14 protein-coding genes are annotated in these 18,776 nt (G+C 72.1%); 10 read left to right on the top strand and 4 right to left on the bottom strand.

Going from position 1 to position 18,776, the window contains the following annotated elements:
• Window positions 1–120 precede the first annotated feature (120 nt).
• Together ACZ4YY_RS04240 and ACZ4YY_RS04235 are read right to left on the bottom strand one after the other, a co-directional pair.
• The gene (locus ACZ4YY_RS04240; RefSeq protein WP_468283655.1) at window positions 121–1,602 is read right to left on the bottom strand and encodes a cellulose binding domain-containing protein; all 1,482 of its coding nucleotides are present in this window, start codon (window positions 1,600–1,602) and stop codon (window positions 121–123) included.
• Between the two features lie 237 nt (window positions 1,603–1,839).
• Entirely contained in the window at window positions 1,840–3,162 is a 1,323-nt protein-coding gene (locus tag ACZ4YY_RS04235; protein ID WP_468283653.1) for a radical SAM protein, read from the bottom strand.
• Window positions 3,163–3,307: 145 nt separating this feature from the next.
• On the opposite strand from ACZ4YY_RS04235, the gene ACZ4YY_RS04230 reads away from it, so the two are divergent.
• The 6 genes from ACZ4YY_RS04230 (at window position 3,308) to ACZ4YY_RS04205 (ending at window position 12,217) form a co-directional block, all read left to right on the top strand.
• Window positions 3,308–4,552, top strand: a complete 1,245-nt coding sequence (locus ACZ4YY_RS04230) for an FAD-binding protein (protein ID WP_468283651.1) — start codon at window positions 3,308–3,310, stop codon at window positions 4,550–4,552.
• Window positions 4,553–4,701: 149 nt separating this feature from the next.
• The gene (locus ACZ4YY_RS04225; protein WP_468283649.1) at window positions 4,702–5,934 is read left to right on the top strand and encodes an ROK family transcriptional regulator; all 1,233 of its coding nucleotides are present in this window, start codon (window positions 4,702–4,704) and stop codon (window positions 5,932–5,934) included.
• 222 nt (window positions 5,935–6,156) lie between these two features.
• Window positions 6,157–7,422, top strand: coding sequence for an ABC transporter substrate-binding protein (locus tag ACZ4YY_RS04220; protein ID WP_468283647.1), 1,266 nt, complete (start codon window positions 6,157–6,159; stop codon window positions 7,420–7,422).
• Between the two features lie 20 nt (window positions 7,423–7,442).
• Window positions 7,443–8,408, top strand: coding sequence for a carbohydrate ABC transporter permease (locus ACZ4YY_RS04215; protein WP_468283645.1), 966 nt, complete (start codon window positions 7,443–7,445; stop codon window positions 8,406–8,408).
• The gene (locus ACZ4YY_RS04210) at window positions 8,405–9,301 is read left to right on the top strand and encodes a carbohydrate ABC transporter permease (protein ID WP_468283643.1); all 897 of its coding nucleotides are present in this window, start codon (window positions 8,405–8,407) and stop codon (window positions 9,299–9,301) included. Before ACZ4YY_RS04215 ends, ACZ4YY_RS04210 begins: the two co-directional genes overlap by 4 nt.
• Before the next feature lie 27 nt (window positions 9,302–9,328).
• A complete protein-coding gene (locus ACZ4YY_RS04205) occupies window positions 9,329–12,217 on the top strand; it encodes a glycoside hydrolase family 2 TIM barrel-domain containing protein (RefSeq protein ID WP_468283641.1) in 2,889 nt (962 codons plus the stop codon).
• A 503-nt stretch (window positions 12,218–12,720) separates the two neighbouring features.
• Here ACZ4YY_RS04205 and ACZ4YY_RS04200 read toward each other — a convergent pair.
• Window positions 12,721–13,407, bottom strand: coding sequence for a TetR/AcrR family transcriptional regulator (locus tag ACZ4YY_RS04200; protein ID WP_468283639.1), 687 nt, complete (start codon window positions 13,405–13,407; stop codon window positions 12,721–12,723).
• Between the two features lie 149 nt (window positions 13,408–13,556).
• Here ACZ4YY_RS04200 and ACZ4YY_RS04195 point away from each other — a divergent pair, with 149 nt between their 5' ends.
• Together ACZ4YY_RS04195 and ACZ4YY_RS04190 are read left to right on the top strand one after the other, a co-directional pair.
• On the top strand, window positions 13,557–14,180 hold the full coding sequence (locus ACZ4YY_RS04195) for an NADPH-dependent FMN reductase (RefSeq protein WP_468283637.1): 624 nt from the start codon (window positions 13,557–13,559) through the stop codon (window positions 14,178–14,180).
• 13 nt (window positions 14,181–14,193) lie between these two features.
• Window positions 14,194–15,636 carry a DHA2 family efflux MFS transporter permease subunit gene (locus tag ACZ4YY_RS04190; protein WP_468283635.1) on the top strand — a complete coding sequence of 481 codons (1,443 nt, stop codon included), beginning with the start codon at window positions 14,194–14,196 and terminating at the stop codon, window positions 15,634–15,636.
• Between the two features lie 94 nt (window positions 15,637–15,730).
• Here ACZ4YY_RS04190 and ACZ4YY_RS04185 read toward each other — a convergent pair whose 3' ends face one another.
• Entirely contained in the window at window positions 15,731–16,357 is a 627-nt protein-coding gene (locus ACZ4YY_RS04185) for an ArsR/SmtB family transcription factor (RefSeq protein WP_468283633.1), read from the bottom strand.
• A gap of 87 nt (window positions 16,358–16,444) precedes the next feature.
• Between ACZ4YY_RS04185 and ACZ4YY_RS04180 the strand changes: the two genes are divergently transcribed.
• Window positions 16,445–16,969, top strand: coding sequence for a hypothetical protein (locus tag ACZ4YY_RS04180; RefSeq protein WP_468283631.1), 525 nt, complete (start codon window positions 16,445–16,447; stop codon window positions 16,967–16,969).
• A gap of 339 nt (window positions 16,970–17,308) precedes the next feature.
• Window positions 17,309–18,628 (top strand): jacalin-like lectin, encoded by a 1,320-nt coding sequence (locus tag ACZ4YY_RS04175; RefSeq protein WP_468283629.1) that lies wholly within the window; start codon window positions 17,309–17,311, stop codon window positions 18,626–18,628.
• Window positions 18,629–18,776 lie beyond the last annotated feature (148 nt).

The raw sequence follows: 18,776 nt of genomic DNA, 5'->3' as shown, positions 1-18,776 counted from the left end.
CTCCTCTTCCCCCCTCCTCCCCCCCCCCCTTTCCCCCCCCCTCCCCCCCCCCCCCCCCCCCCCCCCCCCCCCCCCCCCCCCCCCCCCCCCCCGGCCCCGGCGGGCACGGTGCACGGACCCTCAGGAGCCCGCGCAGGGCCGGCCGTTGAGGCTGAAGCCCTGCGGCGCGGAGTTCCTGTCCTGCCAGGAGGCGAGGAAGCCGAAGGAGAGGGTGCCGTTCGCCGGGACGGACCGGTTGTAGTCGGCGGCGGTGGCGGTGACCCGGGAGCCGTTCTGGGCGACGCTCGCGTCCCACATCTGGTCGACCTTCTGGCCGTCGCCGAAGGACCAGGCCACGCGCCAGGCGTCGAGGGCGGCGGCCGTGGTGACGGTGACGGTGGCCTGGAAGCCGTCCGGCCACTGGTTGACGAGGTCGTAGGCGACCGTGCAGGCCGGCGCCGTCCCGCTCCCGCCGGTGGCGGCGGTGGAGGAGGAGGTGCCCTGGGGCTCCGGGTCGGGGCGCCGCGTGGCCGAGGCGGTGCCGCTGTCGGACGGCTTCGGGGAGCGGGCGTCGGCAGGGGACGACGGCGAGGTGGCGGGCGCGGTGGACGGCAGGACCGGGCTGCCGGGACCGGCCACCGGAGTGCTGTCGCCGGGGGTGACGGGCGCGGCGGCGTCGGTGCCGTCGTCGCCGAACGGCATCAGCGACACCGCGAGGGCCAGCGCCGAGACGAGGACCGCCGCGACGAGCAGCCCGTTGCGCAGGGCCCGCGCCCTGCCGGCGGCGGCCGGCGGTTCGCCGTCCGCGTCCGGCGCGTCGGGCCGTCCGGCGCCGAGCCGCACCTCGGCGGCGCGCCGGCGGCGCTCCAGGTAGGCCAGGCCGCCCCAGCCGATCACGCCCTGGGCGAGCGCCGCGGGCAGCCCGCCGCCGTGCAGCCGCAGACAGGCCGCGGCCTCCGCGCACTCCACACAGGTGGCGAGGTGCCGGGAGAGGTCGTCGGGGGTGTCGGCGGCGGGCGAACGGGTGACGGCGTCGAGGAGCCGGACGTAACTGCGGCACTCGGCGTCGATCGGCGTGTCGAGGTGGTTGCGGTGGCAGCGGTCCCGGAACAGGCCGCGGACCTCGTTCAGCTCCTCCATCGACGCGGCCGGGTCCAGGCCCTGACGACGGGCCACGGCCCGCAGCGGCAGCGCCTCCACCTCCGCCAGCCACAGCAGGGCGGCGTCGGGCTCCTGCATGTCGCGCAGCCCGCGCAGGGCGATGGGACGGCGCAGGGGCGGTCCGGTGTAGCGTGCGGCCTTGTCGGAGTTCAGCCACAGACGCAGGTCGGGGTCGAGCTTGTGGCCCTGGCCCCGGGCCTCCCACTCGGCCGCCGTGGTGCGTACGGCGGTCAGCAGCAGGGGGATCCGGGGCAGCCGGGAGGCACGGCGGCCGGCGCCGCGCCGGGAGCCGTCCTCGGCGGCCCGGGCCTCGCGTATGCCCAGCGCGAACGCCTCGCGGGCCAGTTGGTTGGCCGCCATCGAGCCGGAGGTGCACAGATCGGCGTACGACAGAACGGCGTCCCAGCACTCCGAGAACAGCGCGGCCTCGGCGGCGTCCTTCGGGGTCGGCAGGTCGGGCATGAGTCTCCTGCATCCACAAGCGAGTCAACTCACCATGACGGCAATGGAGTTGGGGGGAACCTCGCGGCAGGGCCAGAGCTTTTCACGTCACCGACACAACTGACAAGCGCCCTGTTCAGATGTCAGGACAGAGCAGCCGCGCCCCTGTCGGCCGAGGTCTTCACCCCCAGCCGTACGGACGCGGCCCGCCCGGCGACTCAATGCCGTGCCGCCCTGCTGAATGTCGTCATCAAAGCGTTATCGAACGGCGGACGCCTCCTGCGCCGGGAGGCTGTCCATGAAGGAGCTGACGGAGAAGACGGCCCGGCCGGGGCCGGGCGGACCGTAGCCGGGGGGCGAGGAGAGGCCGAACTCGTCCATCGTGGCCCGGTAGGCCTCCAGCAGCCGGATGTGGTACTCCAGCGGCGCGCCCTGCGGGTTGGCCTTGCCGAGCGGGGTCGTCGGCTCCGGACACCAGGTGGTGAAGCGCGGGGTGATGCCGTGCGACATGAAGAAGCGCAGGCCCTCGGTGGTGGAGGCGATCGCCTCGTCGACCGTGGTGAAGCCGAACGGCTCGGCCATCTCCACGCCCGCGACGAAGTTCGGGATCACGTTGCGCGCGCCGAAGACCTCCGCCGAGTCCAGGATGCGCCGGTGCCACTCGTCACGGCCGACGTAGCGCTCCTTGCCCGGGCAGTACAGCTCGAACAGCCGGCGGTCCCACACCTCGTAGTTGGGGTGGTAGATCTGCACGCCGTAGTCCTTGAAGCGCTGCACGTCGTCGCGCGGCAGGGCCTGGGCGACGACCTTGCCGATCCAGCGGCCCGGGAAGCGCTCCTCGATCGCCTTGGCGTAGTGGCCGTAGAAGTCGGCCTCGTCACGCCCCGCGACCGTCCTGGTGACGGCGCCGCCGGTGAGGGTGTAGGCGGTGGACGCCTTCTGGGTGTCGTACCGGTCGATGATCTCCAGGGCCTCGAGGACCTCCTCGACGTCCTTGACGCCGGTGTACGGCCGGCCGGCGGCCTTGTGCTGCCGCCAGTTGTGGTTGATGTCGCAGTACTGGCACTCCTCCTTGGCCCCGAAGTACTGGCACACCCGGAAGACGGTCAGGTAGATCAGGTAGCCCCACTGGATGGTCGGGGCCACCTCCATGACGGACTTCCCGTTGGAGAGCTTGTGCCGGTAGTACTCGGGCATGGGCGGCACCCCGACGTCGGCGACGCGCGCGCCGTCGAGGTAGAGCCCGAGGAGCCCCTCGTCGTCGGCCGCCACCCGGTACGGCGAGGAGGGGTTCACCCGGACCGACACGACCGTGCGCCGCAGGTCGTACGGCCCGCCGGTGAGGATGATCTCCTCCGGCGGACGCCTGAGCGCGGCCTCGCCCAGCTCGGGGAGGGTGCCGTGGTCGAAGGAGAAGATGAAGTACGACTTCGGCTTCACCTCGCCGCCCTCGTTGTCGCTGAGCGCGGACGGGTCGAAGGCCACACCCCCGCGCAGCAGGTCCTCCTTGAAGACGGCCTCCCGCGGCACGTGCGGAAACCGCTCCATCAGATCCTCGACCAGCGCGGTACGGCTGCCCATCCCTTGCTCCTCCCGGCTCACGCGTACGACTCCTCACGGTATGCCCCCGCGCACGAGGAGGCGGGGGTGGGGGCCTCGTGTTGTCGGCACGGTAGGTTTGACCAGGGAATTCCGGGTTCTCGTTCTCCTCGGGAGGGGCGACCGCATGGTGGAGACCGTGACGAACTGGGCGGGCAACATCACCTTCGCTGCGAAGGAGGTGCACCGGCCGTCCTCGCTCGACGCGCTGCGCGCGCTCGTGGCGCGCAGCGCGCGGGTGCGGGTGCTGGGCAGCGGGCACTCCTTCAACCGCGTGGCCGAGCCGGGCCCCGAGGGGGTGCTGTTGTCGCTGGCCGCCCTGCCAGCGGGGATCGACGTCGACGCGGCGGCGCGCACGGTGCGGGTGGGCGGCGGGGTGCGGTACGCCGAGCTGGCCCGACGGGTCCACGCGCACGGGCTCGCCCTGCCGAACATGGCGTCGCTGCCGCACATCTCGGTGGCCGGTTCGGTGGCGACGGGGACGCACGGGTCGGGGGTGGGCAACGGGCCGCTCGCCGCTCCCGTACGGGAGGTCGAGATCGTCGTCGCCGACGGGTCGACCGTCACCATCGGGCGCGGGGACACGCGGTTCGGCGGGGCCGTCACCTCGCTCGGCGCGCTGGGAGTCGTCACCTCGCTCACCCTGGACCTGGAGCCCGCCTACGACGTCGAGCAGCACGTCTTCACCGAACTCCCCCTGGACGGACTGGACTTCGAGACGGTCGCGGGAGCGGCGTACAGCGTCAGCCTGTTCACCGACTGGCGGGCGCCCGGCTTCCGGCAGGTGTGGCTGAAACGGCGCACCGACCAGCCGCTGCCCGACGTCCCGTGGGCCACGCCGGCCACCGAGGCGCTGCACCCGGTGCCGGGGATGCCCGCGGTGAACTGCACGGAGCAGTTCGGGGTGCCGGGGCCGTGGCACGAGCGGTTGCCGCACTTCCGGGCGGAGTTCACCCCGAGCAGCGGGAACGAGTTGCAGAGCGAGTACCTGCTCGGGCGTGAGCACGCCGTCGAGGCGCTGTATGCGATCGACGGGATACGGGATGCGGTCGCCGGTGTCCTGCAGACCTGCGAGGTGCGGACCGTCGCCGCCGACGAGCAGTGGCTGAGCCCGGCGCACGGCCGGGACTCCGTCGCACTGCATTTCACGTGGGTCGCGGACGCGGCGGCCGTGCTGCCCGTGGTACGGGAGCTGGAGGCCGTACTGGAGCCGTTCGCGCCGCGGCCGCACTGGGGGAAGGTCTTCACCGTCCCGGCCGCCGCGCTCCGCGGGCGCTATCCGCGTCTCGGCGACCTGCGATCGCTGGCGCGGGACGTGGACCCGTCCGGGACGTTCACGAACGCGTTCGTGCGGGACCTGTTCGGTGACTGATCCCGGCCGGGTCCGACCGGGTGTGGGCGACTTTATAAACCCCCTTTCCTAACCCCTTGTCGAACTCTTCCGCACGCCATAGCCTGACGCCGCGCCGGTGCGCCAGTCCCGGTCTGCCCGGTACGGAAAGGGATGGGGGGCTCCAGACGGTGAAGCGCACGTCACGCGACATCCGCACCGCGAACCGCTACGAGGTGCTGCGCCAGATCATCGCCCGCTCCCCCACCTCGCGGCAGGAGCTGGCCGCCGCCACCGGCCTCAGCCTCGCCACCGTCGCCACGCTCGTCGGCGAGCTGCTCGACCTGCACATGATCACCGAGGTCGGGTTCGAGGACTCGGCGGGCGGCCGCCCCCGGGGCCTGGTCGCCGTCAACGCGTCGGGGGGCGCGTTGATCGGCGTGGACATCGCGGAGACGTACGTCCACGTCGAGCTGTTCGACCTGGCGCTGAACGTGCTGGCCCGCGCCGAGGAGGACATGCGCCCCGCCGAGAGCCGCCCGGAGCAGGTCGTCAGCCATGTCGCGGCGGCCGCCGGCTCGGTGGTCGCCCAGGCCGGCGTCGAGGCGGCCCGGGTGCTCGGTGTCGGGGTGAGCGTGCCGGGGCAGGTCGACCGGGACACCGGCATCGCCGAGTACGCGCCCAACTGGGACTGGCACGACGTGCCGTTGCTCGACCTGCTCTCCGAGCACATCGCCTACCCGCTGCACCTGGACAACCCGCTGCGCGCCTGCGCGGTGGCCGAGCTGTGGTTCGGGGCGGCGCGCGGGCACGGGGACGCGGTGGTCGTCAACCTCGGCACCGGCGTCGGCGCGGGGCTGGTGCTGGGCGGTGGGCTGCACCGCGGGGTCAGCAACAGCGCCGGCGAGTGGGGGCACACCACGCTCGTACTGGACGGACGGCCCTGCCACTGCGGCAACCACGGCTGTGTGGAGACGTACGTCGGCGCGCCCGGGATCATGCAGAACCTGCGCGAAGTCAGCGCGGACAGCCCGCTGTTGCACGCGGAGGACCAGACCGCCACGGTCGACGCCCTGGCCCGCGCCCTCGCCGTGGCGGACCCGGTGGCCGTGGAGGCGGTCCGGGCCACCGCCCGCTATCTGGCCGCGGGCATCGCCGACCTGGTCAACCTGCTCAATCCCGAGATCGTGGTGCTGAGCAGCTGGGTCGCCGCCCGGCTCGGCGAGCCCCTGCTGGACGAGGTCCTCGCGGCCGTCGCCCGGCACGCACTCGCCCGCCCGCTGGCCTCGACCCGGATCGTCCTGTCCCCGATCCCCACCGATCCGGTGTGCCTCGGTGCGGCGACGTTCGCCCTCGAGGGGGCGCTGCAGGCGGTGGGGCAGCGCAGACGCGTGCACGGCAGGCCCCGTTCCGCCGCCGGCTGATCACCCGTCACCGCCCCGCCGCCGGCCCTCGGGTCCCCTCCCGGCCCTCTCCCCCCTCCTCACGTCCGGTATCCCGAACGTTGCACAACGCTTCGCGCAGACTTCGTCCAACCCCTTGCCGAAGCCTTAGCCGAAGGTTAACGTCCCGGTCCGCAACGCCGTTCCAGCCACTGAAGCTGAAGCCGTGTGAGCCGCAGCCGTACTCGAGACAAGGACGTCAACATGTCGGCAATGAGCAACAGCAACTGGTCCCGCCGGTCACTCTTCCGGGCCGCCGCGGGCATGGCCGCCGCCGGCACCCTGGCCGCCTGCGGCAGCAACAACGGCCGTAGCGGCGGAGGAAGTTCGGGCGTCAAGCTGAACCAGTACTTCCACGCGTACGGCGAGCAGGGCACCGAGCAGGCCATCAAGAAGTACGCGAAGGCCTACGACAAGGCCAACGTGACCACCCAGTGGATCACCGCCGCGGACTTCGAGAACAAGCTCTTCGCGACGCTGCTCACCGACAACGCGCCCGACCTGTTCGAGTTCCACCCGCAGATCCAGATGGTCAAGAGCGGTCAGGTGGCGGACCTGACCGACATCATCGACCCGGTCAAGGACGACTTCAACCCGGCCGACATCAAGTCGCACACGGTCGACGGGAAGATCTACGGCGTCCGGATGATCGACGACCCGCAGTTCTTCTACTACCGCAAGTCGATGCTGGCCAAGGCAGGCGTCAAGATACCGACCACCCTCGACGAGCTGATCGAGGCCGCCGCCAAGCTCACCACCGGCAAGGTCAAGGGCCTGTACCTCGGCAACGACCTCCACAACGCCGTCGACCCCCTGATCTGGTCGGCGGGCGCCGAGCACCTCAACGAGAAGAACGAGATCGCCTACCACACGCCCGGTGTCATCGAGGGCATCAAGAAGATGCGCACGCTGTTCACCAGCGGCCACCTCCTCCTCGGCGCCCCGACCGAGTCCTGGGACCCCTCCTCGTTCAACCAGGGCCTGTGCGCCATCCAGTGGTGCGGCATGTGGGCGATGCCGCAGGTGCAGGAAGCGCTCGGCGACGACTGGGGCGTCTTCCCCTTCCCGAAGGTCACCGACTCCGGCAAGCAGTCCGTGTACAACGGCGGCTGGTCGATGTTCGTCAACGCCAAGGGCAAGAACGTCGAGGCGGCCAAGGAGTACGTGAAGTGGCTGTGGATCGACCAGAAGCAGTACCAGGAGGACTGGGCCACCTCCTACGGCTTCCACATCCCGCCGCGCACCTCGCTCGCGCAGACCGCCACCAAGCTCAAGTCGGGCAACGCGGCCGAGGGCGTGAAGCTGTTCAACGAGTTCGGCCACTTCGACAACATCGGCTGGACCCAGGCCATGCGCACCGCCCTGGAGGACGTCTTCGCCAACTCCGTCCGCAAGGGCGGCGACCCGGAGGCCTCCCTCGACAAGGCGGACCAGGCCGTCAACCGCGAGCTCAAGAAGCTGTTCGGTTAGGCCGGCGGACGGACCACGACATGTCGACGACCACCGAGCTCGACCTCGCGAGCCCCGCCCCGGCCCAGGCCTCACCGGCCAGGCCGCGGCGGGGTGTACGGGGCAGCGGCACGTTCAACTTCTGGCTCTTCACAGGCCCGTTCCTGATCGGTCTGCTCTTCTTCATCTACGTCCCCATCGGCTGGAGCATCTACCTCAGTTTCTTCGAGGCCCGGTTCACGGTCACACCCGAGAAGTTCATCGGCCTCGGCAACTACACGCACATGCTGACGAACGACGACTTCGTCGGCTCGCTCGCCACCTTCACCGTCTTCGCCGCGTTCATCGTGCCCACCACCTGGGCGCTGTCGCTGGGTCTCGCCCTGCTGGTGAACCGGCTGCGGTTCATGCGGGCGTTCTTCCGCTCGGTCTTCTTCCTGCCGACCGCGGTCAGCTACGTCGCCGCCGCGCTGGTGTGGAAGATGTCCATCTTCAGCGGCGTCCGCTTCGGTCTCATGAACACCGTTCTCGGCTGGTTCGGGATCGACAACATCGCCTGGCTGGCCGACCCCAGCCCGCCCTGGTACTGGCTGGTCATCGTCACCGCGCGACTGTGGCTCCAGTCCGGCTTCTACATGATCCTCTTCCTGGCCGCCTTGCAGAACATCCCGGGCGAGCTGTACGAGGCCGCCGCCATCGACGGCGCCAAGCCGGGCTGGCAGACCTTCCGGAACATCACGCTGCCGCAGCTGCGGGCCACCTCGACCGCGGTGATCCTGCTGCTGCTCATCGCCGCGTACCAGGCGTTCGACGAGTTCTACAACCTGCTGTCCAAGACGACCTGGGGCCGTCCGCCCCTGGTCGAGCTGTACTACACCGCCCTGGGCGAGAACCAGGACTACGGCGCCGGCAGCGCGGGCGCGGTGATCCTGACCGTGCTGATCTGTCTCGTGACCCTGTTCCAGGGCAAGCTCATGGGCTTCGGAAGGGGGGAGGAGTCCAAGTGACCACCACCGTGCCCGACCTGGACAAGACCGCGCCGTCACGGCGCGGGCCCCGCCGCGTGAGACGCGGCGGCGGCGTGATGAGCTCCACCGGCCTCTACATCGCCACCGGTGTCGCCGCGTTCCTGTTCCTGGTCCCGTTCTACCTGATCGTCCGCAACGCCCTCTCCACGGACGCCGAGATCACCGGCGAGAACTGGAAGTTCTTCCCGACGGACCTTCAGTGGGGCAACGTCGGCGACCTGTTCGACAACACGTCGGTGCCGTTCGCCCAGTCGCTGTGGAACTCCACCGTCGTCGCCGTCCTGCACACCGTCGGCGTCCTGTTGGTGTGCTCCCTCGCGGGCTACGGTCTGGCCCGCATCCCCTACCAGCACGCCAACAAGGTGTTCTACGTCGTCCTGGGCACCCTGATGGTCCCGACCGCCGTGACCTTCGTGCCCAGTTTCGTCCTGGTCTCGTCCCTGGGGTGGGTGGACACCTACCGCGGTCTGATCATTCCGGGGCTGTTCAGTGGTTTCACCTGTTTCCTCTTCCGGCAGTACTTCCTGGGGTTCCCCAAGGAGCTGGAGGAGGCGGCGCGCGTGGACGGACTGGGGTACTGGGGCGCGTACTGGCGTGTCGTGGTGCCGAACTCGCTGAACTTCTTCGCCGCGATCGCGACCATCACCTTCATCCAGGGGTGGAACGCCTTCCTGTGGCCGCTGGTCATCGGCCAGGACCCGAGCGCGTGGACCGTCCAGGTCGCGCTCTCCTCCTACACCACCGGCCAGACGGTCGTGTTCCACCAGATCTTCATGGCGACCGCCATTTCCATCCTGCCCCTGGTGTTCGTGTTCCTCTTCCTCCAGCGCTGGCTGGTGCAGGGGATCGCGCAGACCGGCATCAAGGGCTGACGCCTTCCTCTCAGGACCTGGAGACAGATGTCTTTCCGCACCGCCGACACCACCTCCACGCCCCCTGTCGTCGATTACGTCGAGGACGTCTCACCGGGCCGCGGGGCCCTTGCGCCCCGTGCCTGGTACGCGTCCTCGGACGCCCCGTCCCTGTCGCTGAACGGCAGGTGGCGCTTCCGGCTGTCGGCGACGGCCGACGCCCGGGACGACGCGTTCGCCACGCCCGGCCACGACTGCGGGGACTGGGCGGAGATCACCGTCCCCGGCCACTGGGTGCTCCAGGGGCACGGTTCCCCCGTCTACACCAACCACCTCTACCCCTTCCCCGTCGACCCGCCCCGCGTCCCCACCGAGAACCCGACCGGCGACCATCTGCGCTTCTTCGACCTGCCGGAGGACTGGCCCGCCCCGGCCGAGGGCGGCGCCGTGCTCCGCTTCGACGGCGTGGAGTCCTGCGCCCGGGTCTGGCTGAACGGCACGGAACTCGGCGAGTTCAAGGGCTCTCGGCTGCCGCACGAGTTCGCGGTCGGCCACCTGCTGAAGGCCGCGGGCAACGTCCTGGCGGTGCGCGTCCACCAGTGGTCCGCCGGCTCCTACCTGGAGGACCAGGACCAGTGGTGGCTGCCCGGCATCTTCCGTGACGTGACACTGCTGCACCGCCCGGCGGGCAGCGTCCTCGACCATTTCGTGCACGCCTCCTACGACCACGTCACGGGCGAGGGCACGCTGCGCGTCGACTCCGACGTCGACGGACGGGTGACCGTGCCCGACCTGGACATCGATGTCGCCACGGGCGAGCCGGTGACGGTCGCGGTGCTGCCCTGGACGGCGGAGACCCCCACGCTGTACGACGGGTTCCTCACCACCGAGGGCGAGCGGGTGCCGCTGCGCATCGGTTTCCGCACGGTGACCCTCGAGGACGGCCTGCTCAAGGTCAACGGGAAGGCGATCCTCTTCAAGGGCGTCAACCGGCACGAGTGGCACCATGAGAAGGGCCGTGCGCTCGACCTGGAGACGATGCGCGAGGACGTGCTGCTGATGAAGCGGCACAACGTCAACGCCGTGCGCACCTCCCACTACCCGCCGCACCCCGCCTTCCTCGACCTGTGCGACGAGTACGGGCTGTGGGTGATCGACGAGTGCGACCTGGAGACCCACGGCTTCGTCGAGCAGGGCTGGCGGGACAACCCCGTCGACGACGACCGCTGGACGCCGGCCCTGCTGGACCGCGCCGCCCGCATGGTCGAGCGCGACAAGAACCACCCGTCGGTGGTGATCTGGTCGCTGGGCAACGAGGCCGGCACCGGCCGTGGCCTCACCGCCATGGCCGAGTGGATCCACGCCCGCGACAGCTCCCGCCTCGTGCACTACGAGGGCGACATCGACTGCCGTGACACGGACCTTTACTCCCGCATGTACGCCTCCCACGAGGAGGTCGAACGGATCGGCCGCCGACTCGACGGCGGCACCCACCGCAGGCGCCGGCTCCCCTTCATCCTCTGCGAGTACGCCCACGCCATGGGCAACGGCCCGGGCGGGCTCGCCGACTATCAGCGGCTGTTCGAGGCGCACGAGCGGCTCCAGGGCGGCTTCGTCTGGGAGTGGATCGACCACGGCATCAAGGACGACCGCTACGGCTACGCCTACGGCGGTGACTTCGGCGAGGAGCTGCACGACGGGAACTTCGTCTGCGACGGGCTGCTCATGCCGGACCGCACCCCCTCCCCCGGGCTCGTCGAGTTCAAGAAGGTGATCGAGCCCGTCGCGATCACCGGCGACGGCGGGGACGGCACCGTCCGCGTGACCAACAGGCACGACTTCGCCGACCTGTCGGCGCTGACCTTCACCTGGGCGTTCCAGGTGGAGGGCGAGACGGTGGCGTCGGGGCCGCTGGCGGTTCCGGCGCTCGCCCCGGGCGCGTCGGCGGACGTGAAGCTGCCGGAGCCGCCGCTCGACGCGCCGGAGGGGCTGGAGACCGGATGGACGGTCCGGGCAGTCCGGGCCGCGGAGAGCGCGTGGGCTCCCCGGGACCATGTGGTCGCCTGGGGTCAGGTGCCCGTCTCCGCGCGGGCGGTGCCGGCCGTCGCCGCGACCGGCCGGCCGTCCGTCGGCGAGCGGACCGTCACCCTCGGCCCGGCCTCCTTCGACGCCCGCACGGGCGCGCTGCGCGCCATCGGCGCGGTGGGCGTGAGCGGGCTGCGCCTGGACGTGTGGCGCGCGCTCACCGACAACGACGAGGGCGCGCCCTGGCAGTCGGACATCCGCCACGGCGAGCTGTGGCGCAAGCTCGGTCTGCACCGGGTTCAGCACCGGCTGGATGCGGTGGAGGTCGGCGACGACGCGCTGACGGTACGCACCCGGGTGGCCCCCGCCGCCGCGGAGGTCGGCCTGGCCACGGTCTACCGCTGGACGTCTGACGGCGACCGGTTGAAGCTGACGGTGTCGGTGACGCCCGAGGGTGACTGGACGGTGCCGCTGCCCCGGCTCGGCATCCGCTTCGGGCTGTCCGAGGCGCACGCGGTGCGCTGGTTCGGTGGCGGTCCGGGCGAGGCGTATCCGGACACCCGGGCGGCGTCGTCGGTCGGCCGGTGGCAGTCGACCGTCGACGATCTGCAGACGCCGTACGTCCGTCCCCAGGAGAACGGGGCCCGCGCCGACGTCCGCTGGGCGGAGATCGGCGGGCTGCGGATCGAGGGCGACCCGCAGTTCTGGTTCAGCGCCCGGCGCTGGACGAACGAGCAGCTGGACGCGGCGCGGCACCGCACCGATCTGCTGCCGGGCGGCACGGTGTGGGTCAACCTCGACCACGGCCAGCACGGCATCGGCTCGCAGTCGTGCGGTCCGGGTCCGCTGCCGCAGTACTTCCTGAACGTCGCGCCGGCGAAGTTCTCCTTCGTGTTCTCGGAGGGTGTCTGAGCGCGACCGCACTGAGCACCACCGTGGCCGGCCGGGACTGCTCCCGGCCGGCCACGGCCGTGCGCCCACTCCCCCGTCTCGTCCGGGGAGGGGCTGACGTCGTGAACGCCGTCCGGGTCATGTGGGCGCCTCCTGCCGGGTCGTCCGATGCCGGTGCACCGGCAGGTGCAGCTCGGCTGTCTCCCGACGAGCGCGATCGGCGACCCGGGGATGGCGGCGGGGTCTGACGGCGGGCGCGCTCGGCCGCAGCGGCCTCGGCCGGACGGCGGGCGCCGGATCACGTGTCCGGTCGTCGTGATCACCGGCGGGACGCTGCTGGAGGCGGCCCCGGGCGCGGTGGCGGCCTGCGCCTCGCCGCGTTTCCCGGCCGCCGCATGCAGGTGAGGGGGGACGCGGCGGGCGGGGCTCGGGGACGAGGGGGGCGGGGCTCGGGGACGAGGGGGCGGGGGCCGGGATCGCGACCCCCGGCCCGCGCATCGGGGAGGCGCCGTCCGCTCCGCCCCTCATGCCTTCCGGTAGGCCCGTAGGAACGTCGCCACCCCCGCCGTGATCAGGTGCTCGACCTGCTCCTTCGGCAGGGGCAGGACGCCGTAGTGGGACCGGTGCGTGATCAGGTCGGAGACCAGCGCGCCGAAGTGCGTGGCCGCCAGGGCCGGGTCGCCGTGCAGGTCGAGCAGGCCGGCGGCGCCGAGGCCGTCCAGTGCCTCGGCGAGGGCCCGGCCGACCGGCTGCGGCCCCGCCTCCCGCCATGCCCGCAGGACCTCGGCGGGGACGTGGTCGGCCTCGGCGTGGATGTGGCGGACCAGCGCGAAGTGGTTCGGGTAGTCGGCCATGAGGGCGACGAAGCTGCGGGCGAGAGCGACGAGATCGCGTTCCAGGTCCTCCGGCCGGGGCGGCCGCCCGGGGTCCAACACCGCCCCCAGGCGCGCCAGTTGGGCGTCCCTCACCTCGGCCGAGGTCCAGGTGACGACGGTGCTGAAGAGCTGGGCCTTGCCGCCGGGGAAGTGGTTGTAGAGCGTGCGCGTCGACACCCCGGCCTCGGCGGCGAGCGCGTCGACCGAGGCGCGCGCATAACCCTCCCGCCCGAAGACCGTGCAGGCCGCGCCCGCGATGGCGACCCGCTTCTCCACCTTGCGGGGCGGGAAGTCGCGCAGCGCCTGTTGCATCCACGCCTCGTTGCTGCCGGTCACACCCGTCTCCTCACGCTGCCCCGCATCCGATTACAACGACCATTGTACTTTCTACAACGACCGTTGTACCTTGAGGGTCGTCAGGCCGCAGAACGCGGCCCTCCCGCCCCCGGCGGGCCCGAGGAAGAACGAGAACGAGGGGGACCCCCATGTCCGCAGCCATGACCGGAGCCGCGACCGGAGCCGATGCGCCGCTGCGCGTCGCCGTGATCGTCGGCAGTGTCCGCGAGGGCCGTCAGGGCCGCGCCGTCACCGACTGGTTCCTGGACACCGCCGCCGCCCACACCGACCTGGAACTGGACGTCGTCGACCTCGCCGACGTCGACCTGCCGCTGGCGATGCCCGCTTTCGGCGGCTCACCCGACCCGCGGGCCGCGGCCGCGCTCGCGGAGGTCTCCCCGCGACTGGCCGCCGCCGACGCGTTCGTCGTGGTCACACCCGAGTACAACCACAGCTTCCCGGCCGCGCTGAAGAACTTCCTCGACTGGCACCACACCGAGTGGCACGCCAAGCCGGTCGGCTTCGTCTCCTACGGCGGCCTGGCCGGCGGGACGCGGGCGGTGGAGCAACTGCGGCAGGTGTTCGCCGAGTTGCACGCCACGACCGTACGCGACGCCGTCAGCCTGCACGGGCCGTGGTCGGGCCTCGGTGAGGACGGCGCCCCCCGGGACGCGGCCGTCTGCGAGGGTGCCGCCAAGGGCATGCTCGGCCAACTCACCTGGTGGGGGCGGGCGTTGCGCGAGGCCCGGACGGCCCGCCCGTACCAGGGCTGAGGGGGCGGGGGACATGACCGCGACCGGGGCCGCCGACGGGAACGTTCAGGCACCGCCGGACCCGCCCGGCACCTCCGGCCCGCCCGGCACCTCCGCGAGCGTCCTGAACCGCACGCTGCTCGTGGTGATCACCGGCTCACTGATGTCGGTGCTCGACATGACCATCGTCAACATCGCGCTGGGCGACCTGTCCGAGGCGTTCGACGCCCCGCTGGAGACCATCCAGTGGACGGCCACCGCCTACACGCTGGCACTCGCCGCCGTCGTCCCCACCGCCGCGTGGACGATGGCCCGCATCGGCGCCAAGCGCGCCTATCTGACGGCACTGACGCTGTTCACGCTGGGCTCGCTGCTCGCGGCGTGCGCCTGGGACGCGCCCAGCCTGATCGCGTTCCGGGTCGTGCAGGGACTCGGCGGCGGGCTGCTGATGCCCGTCGGGATGGGCATGACGATGGCGGTCGCCGACCGGGACCGGTTCGGCCGCACGATGGCACTGCTCGGACTGCCCGTCCTGGTCGGCCCGGTGGCCGGCCCGGTCCTCGGCGGACGGCTGCTCGACACCCTCTCCTGGCAGTGGATCTTCCTGGTCAACCTGCCCGTCGGGGCGGTGGCGCTCGTGCTCGCCGCGAAGCTGCTTCGTCCCGACGCGCCCCGGGGGACGACACCGCCGCCCAGGCTGGACGTCCCCGGCCTGCTGATGCTGTCCCCGGGCCTCGCCCTGCTGCTGTACGGGCTGGCCCGGGGCGGTGAACACGGCGAGTTCGGGACACCGGGGGTGCTGCTGCCGACGCTCGCCGGGGCGGCGCTGGTCGCCGGATTCGTCCGCCGTTCGCTGACGATACGTCACCCACTGCTGGAACTACGGCTGTTGGGCGACCGGACGTTCGCCGTCGGCATCGGCACGCTCGCCCTGTTCACCTGCGGCTACTTCGGGTCGATGCTGCTCGGCCCGGTGTACTGGCAGCAGGCGCGGGGCTGGAGCGCCACCGCGACGGGACTGCTCGGAGTACCCGTCGGGCTCGCCGTCGGGACGACGATGCAGATCGCCGCCCGGCGCGTCGACCGGGTGTCCCCGCGCCGGTTGATCCTGGCCGGCATCGCGGTGGGTGCGCTCGGCATGGCCGCAACGGGACTGCTGACCGGGGTGGCGGAGGTACCCGCCTGGCAGCCGGTGGCCGCGTCCGTGCTGATGGGCATCGGCTCCGGGATGGTGCTGATGCCGACGACCACGGCCACCAGCCGCGACCTGCCGAGGGACCGCATGGCCGCGGCGGGCACCGCGCTGAGCATCAACTCGCAGGTGTGCGCGTCGGTCGGCACCGCGCTCGTCTCGGTCGTCCTGGGCTCGGCGGGCCCGAACCCGTCCGGCTTCCGTACGTCCTACCTGGTCGCCGCCGCCCTGCTGGCACTGGCCCTGCTGCCGGCGACGCGACTGCCGGGGCGGCGGCCGGGGTGACGGCCGGGGGCGGGGGCTGACCTCGGCCCGAACACTCGCCCCCCGGGGGGAACGGGCGGTGTCGCAGGCGCCGCCCACTCCCGCCGGCGGGCGCTCAGTCGGCCACGCCGTTCGGCTGCACCGAACCCTCCGGCTCCGACACGCCGTTCGGCTCCACCAAGCCCCTCGGCTCCGCGCCCTCCGGCTCGGCCACGCCGTCCGGCGTCGCCCCACCGTCCGGCTCGGCGGCGCCCTCCGGCTCCGCCACCCCCTCCGGCAGGGCGTACAGCACCATTCGCGCCCCGCGTGCCCCCTCGGGGCGCCGTTCGGCCTCCCGGGTCAGGTACGGGGCGAGCAGTTCCTCGACGGCGTGCCGGAGTCCGGCCAGTTCCTCGGCGGTCACGACGATCCGCGTGTCCAGCGTCACCGCCGCCCGCCCCCCGCCGTCGTCGACGACGGCCGGCACTTCGGCGCGGATGCCCCGCGCGACCGCCTCCCAGCGTCGCTCCCGCCGGTCCCCGCCGCCCTCGGCGTCGCGCACCAGCCCGAACCCGGCCAGGTGGCGCAGGTGCCAGCTGGTCACGGACGGGGTGGCACCGACGTGCGGGGAGAGCTGGGAGGCAGTGGCGGGTCCGTACCGCCGGAGCCGTTCGAGGACGGCGAGCCGTACCGGATGCGCCAGGGCGCGCATGGTCCTGGGGTCGGTGACCTCCACGTCACCGAAGCGATGTCCCGAATCCATGACGCGAGAGTGTGCTCCCGCGAACTGTGAGGGTCAACTCTCAGAAACGTGGGTGCCCCTGCGCGGAGGCTGGTCCACGATGAGCCCATGCACGACCCCTTCGACACGTTCCGCCCCCGCGAGGTCCGGCCCGGTGAGCACCCGGTGTGGGACGAGGCGCTTGCCCTGGTCAACCGCGACCTGGCCGCGCTCCTGCCCGACCGGGGCCCGCTGCGCCTGCTGGCACTGCCGCCCCGGGACCAGGAGGGCGGTGGCTTCGGCTCGGCGGATCTCCGCACGGCGGGTGAGCCGACGCGCGAGCACGTGTACGTCGCCCTGCCCGACGGCCGATGGCACGGCTCCGACCTCCCGCACGGCACCGGCACCGCCCTGCCCGTCGCCCTCGCCGCCGTCGCCGAGGCCGCACAGGACACCGTGACGGAGTGCCTGTGGCAGGTCTGGCCCGTGTGTGCGGAACACCGCGTGGGGATGCACGTGCATGAGGAGGGCGACCGTCCGGTGTGGTGGTGCGCGGGCGGACGCGGTCCCCGGGACCCGGCGCACGTCCGCGCGGCGATCGGCGCGCTGGACACCTTGCACCGGCCCCGCCGGGGAGGCCGCAGGCAGCGGTGAGCCCCCGGGGGCGGCCGCGCGGCCACGCATCGCACCATCGGGGCGGCGAGCAGGCGAGGCGGCCAGGTGGCCAGACAGCGAGGCGGCCAGGCGGCCAAGCGGCCAAGCGGCCAAGCGGCCAAGCGGCGAAGCGGCGAAGCGGCGAAGCGGCGAAGCGGCGAAGCGGCGAAGCGGCGAAGCGGCGAAGGGAAACGTATCGGCACTCACTGTTTCCCCAAGTGGGCTTGTCCGTCACACTGGTTGCCCCCAAAGCTGAACCTCGTTCATGTTCGGCGAGGCCCGTGCACGTGCATCCCCGCGCCCGGGCCCGCGCCTCCTGCGACCGGAGACTCCCCCACCATGAGAAGACTGATCGGCACCCTGGCGGCCGCCGCCCTGGCCGTCACCGGCCTCGCCACCACCGGCTCGACGCCCGCGGCGGCGGCCACGACCGGATCGTTCGACGTCCTCACCTACAACATCGCGGGCCTTCCCCTCGGCCTCGGCGACAGCGACCCGGAGACCAACACCCCGCTGATCGGACAGCGCCTGGGCGCGTACGACATCGTGAACGTCCAGGAGGACTTCAACTACCACGCCGCCCTCTACGCCCACGACACCCACCCCCACCGCACGGCCACCAGCGGCGGGGCCGGCTTCGGCGACGGCCTCAACACCCTGTCTGACCACGCCTTCGAGGACTTCCAGCGGGTCGACTGGACCGACTGCACCAACGCGGACTGCCTGACCCCGAAGGGCTTCACCCTGGCCCGGGTCCGCCTCGCCGAGGGCGCCTTCGTGGACGTGTACAACGTGCACACCAACGCCGACACCACCGACGCCGCCCTGGCCGCCCGCCGAGCCAACATCGAGCAGCTGTCGGACTTCATCCAGGCGAACTCGTCGGGCAACGCGGTGATCGTCATGGGCGACACCAACACGCGGTACACGCGGACCGGCGACAACATCCGCACGCTCCTGACCGAGAACGGCCTCACCGACGCCTGGGTGAAGCTGGTCAAGGGCGGTAGGGCACCGGCGCAGGGCAGTGAAGCCCTGGTGTGTGACGCTGCGGCGCCGACCGACGACTGCGAGGTGGTCGACAAGGTCCTCTACCGCGGCGGCGACCTCGTGTCCCTCGACGCCACCCGCTACCACAACGACTGGGCGAGCTTCCTGCGCCCCGACGGCAAGCACCTCTCCGACCACTACCCGCACACGGTCGGCTTCTCGTACACCCTGAACCCGTCCCTGCGGGCGAGCGACTTCTTCGGCGGTCCGCACGGCACGGCGTTCAACGACGCGGACGACCTGCCGTCCTCCCCCTCCCCGCGCACGCTGACCCTGCGCGGCGCGTCCCGCCTGGACGCCGTGTCCCTGACCCACGACGGCGGCACGACCCTCGCCCACGGAGGCGCGGGCGGCACGGCGACGTCACTGACGCTGGCGCCCGGCGAGCACCTCACCTCGGTGAAACTGACGCAGGGCCGGAAGGACGGCCGGACGCGGATCTTCTCCGCGGCCTTCACCACGGACAGGGGCCGCACCCTCTCCTGCGGCACGGCGACCTCGGACACACGCACCTTCACGGCCCCGTCCGGCTGGCAGATCGTCGGCTTCACGGGCCGGTCGGGCACCGAGATCGACAAACTGGGAGTGGTGTACGCGCCCGTCGGCTGAGCCGACCGTGCCGCGGGTCCCCGGGTGCGGCCGCACGCCGGACGGCGGGGACCCGCGCATCCGCACCCCTTAAGATCCTCCCGGGTCCGTCGCGCCCAGCAGTCCGGAACCATCAGCACAGCCCGCGGCCCAGCAGTCCGGAAACCCC

The sequence above is a fragment of the Streptomyces sp. NPDC030143 genome, from assembly GCF_055573695.1.
This window is presented reverse-complemented; position numbering and strand designations above follow the sequence as displayed.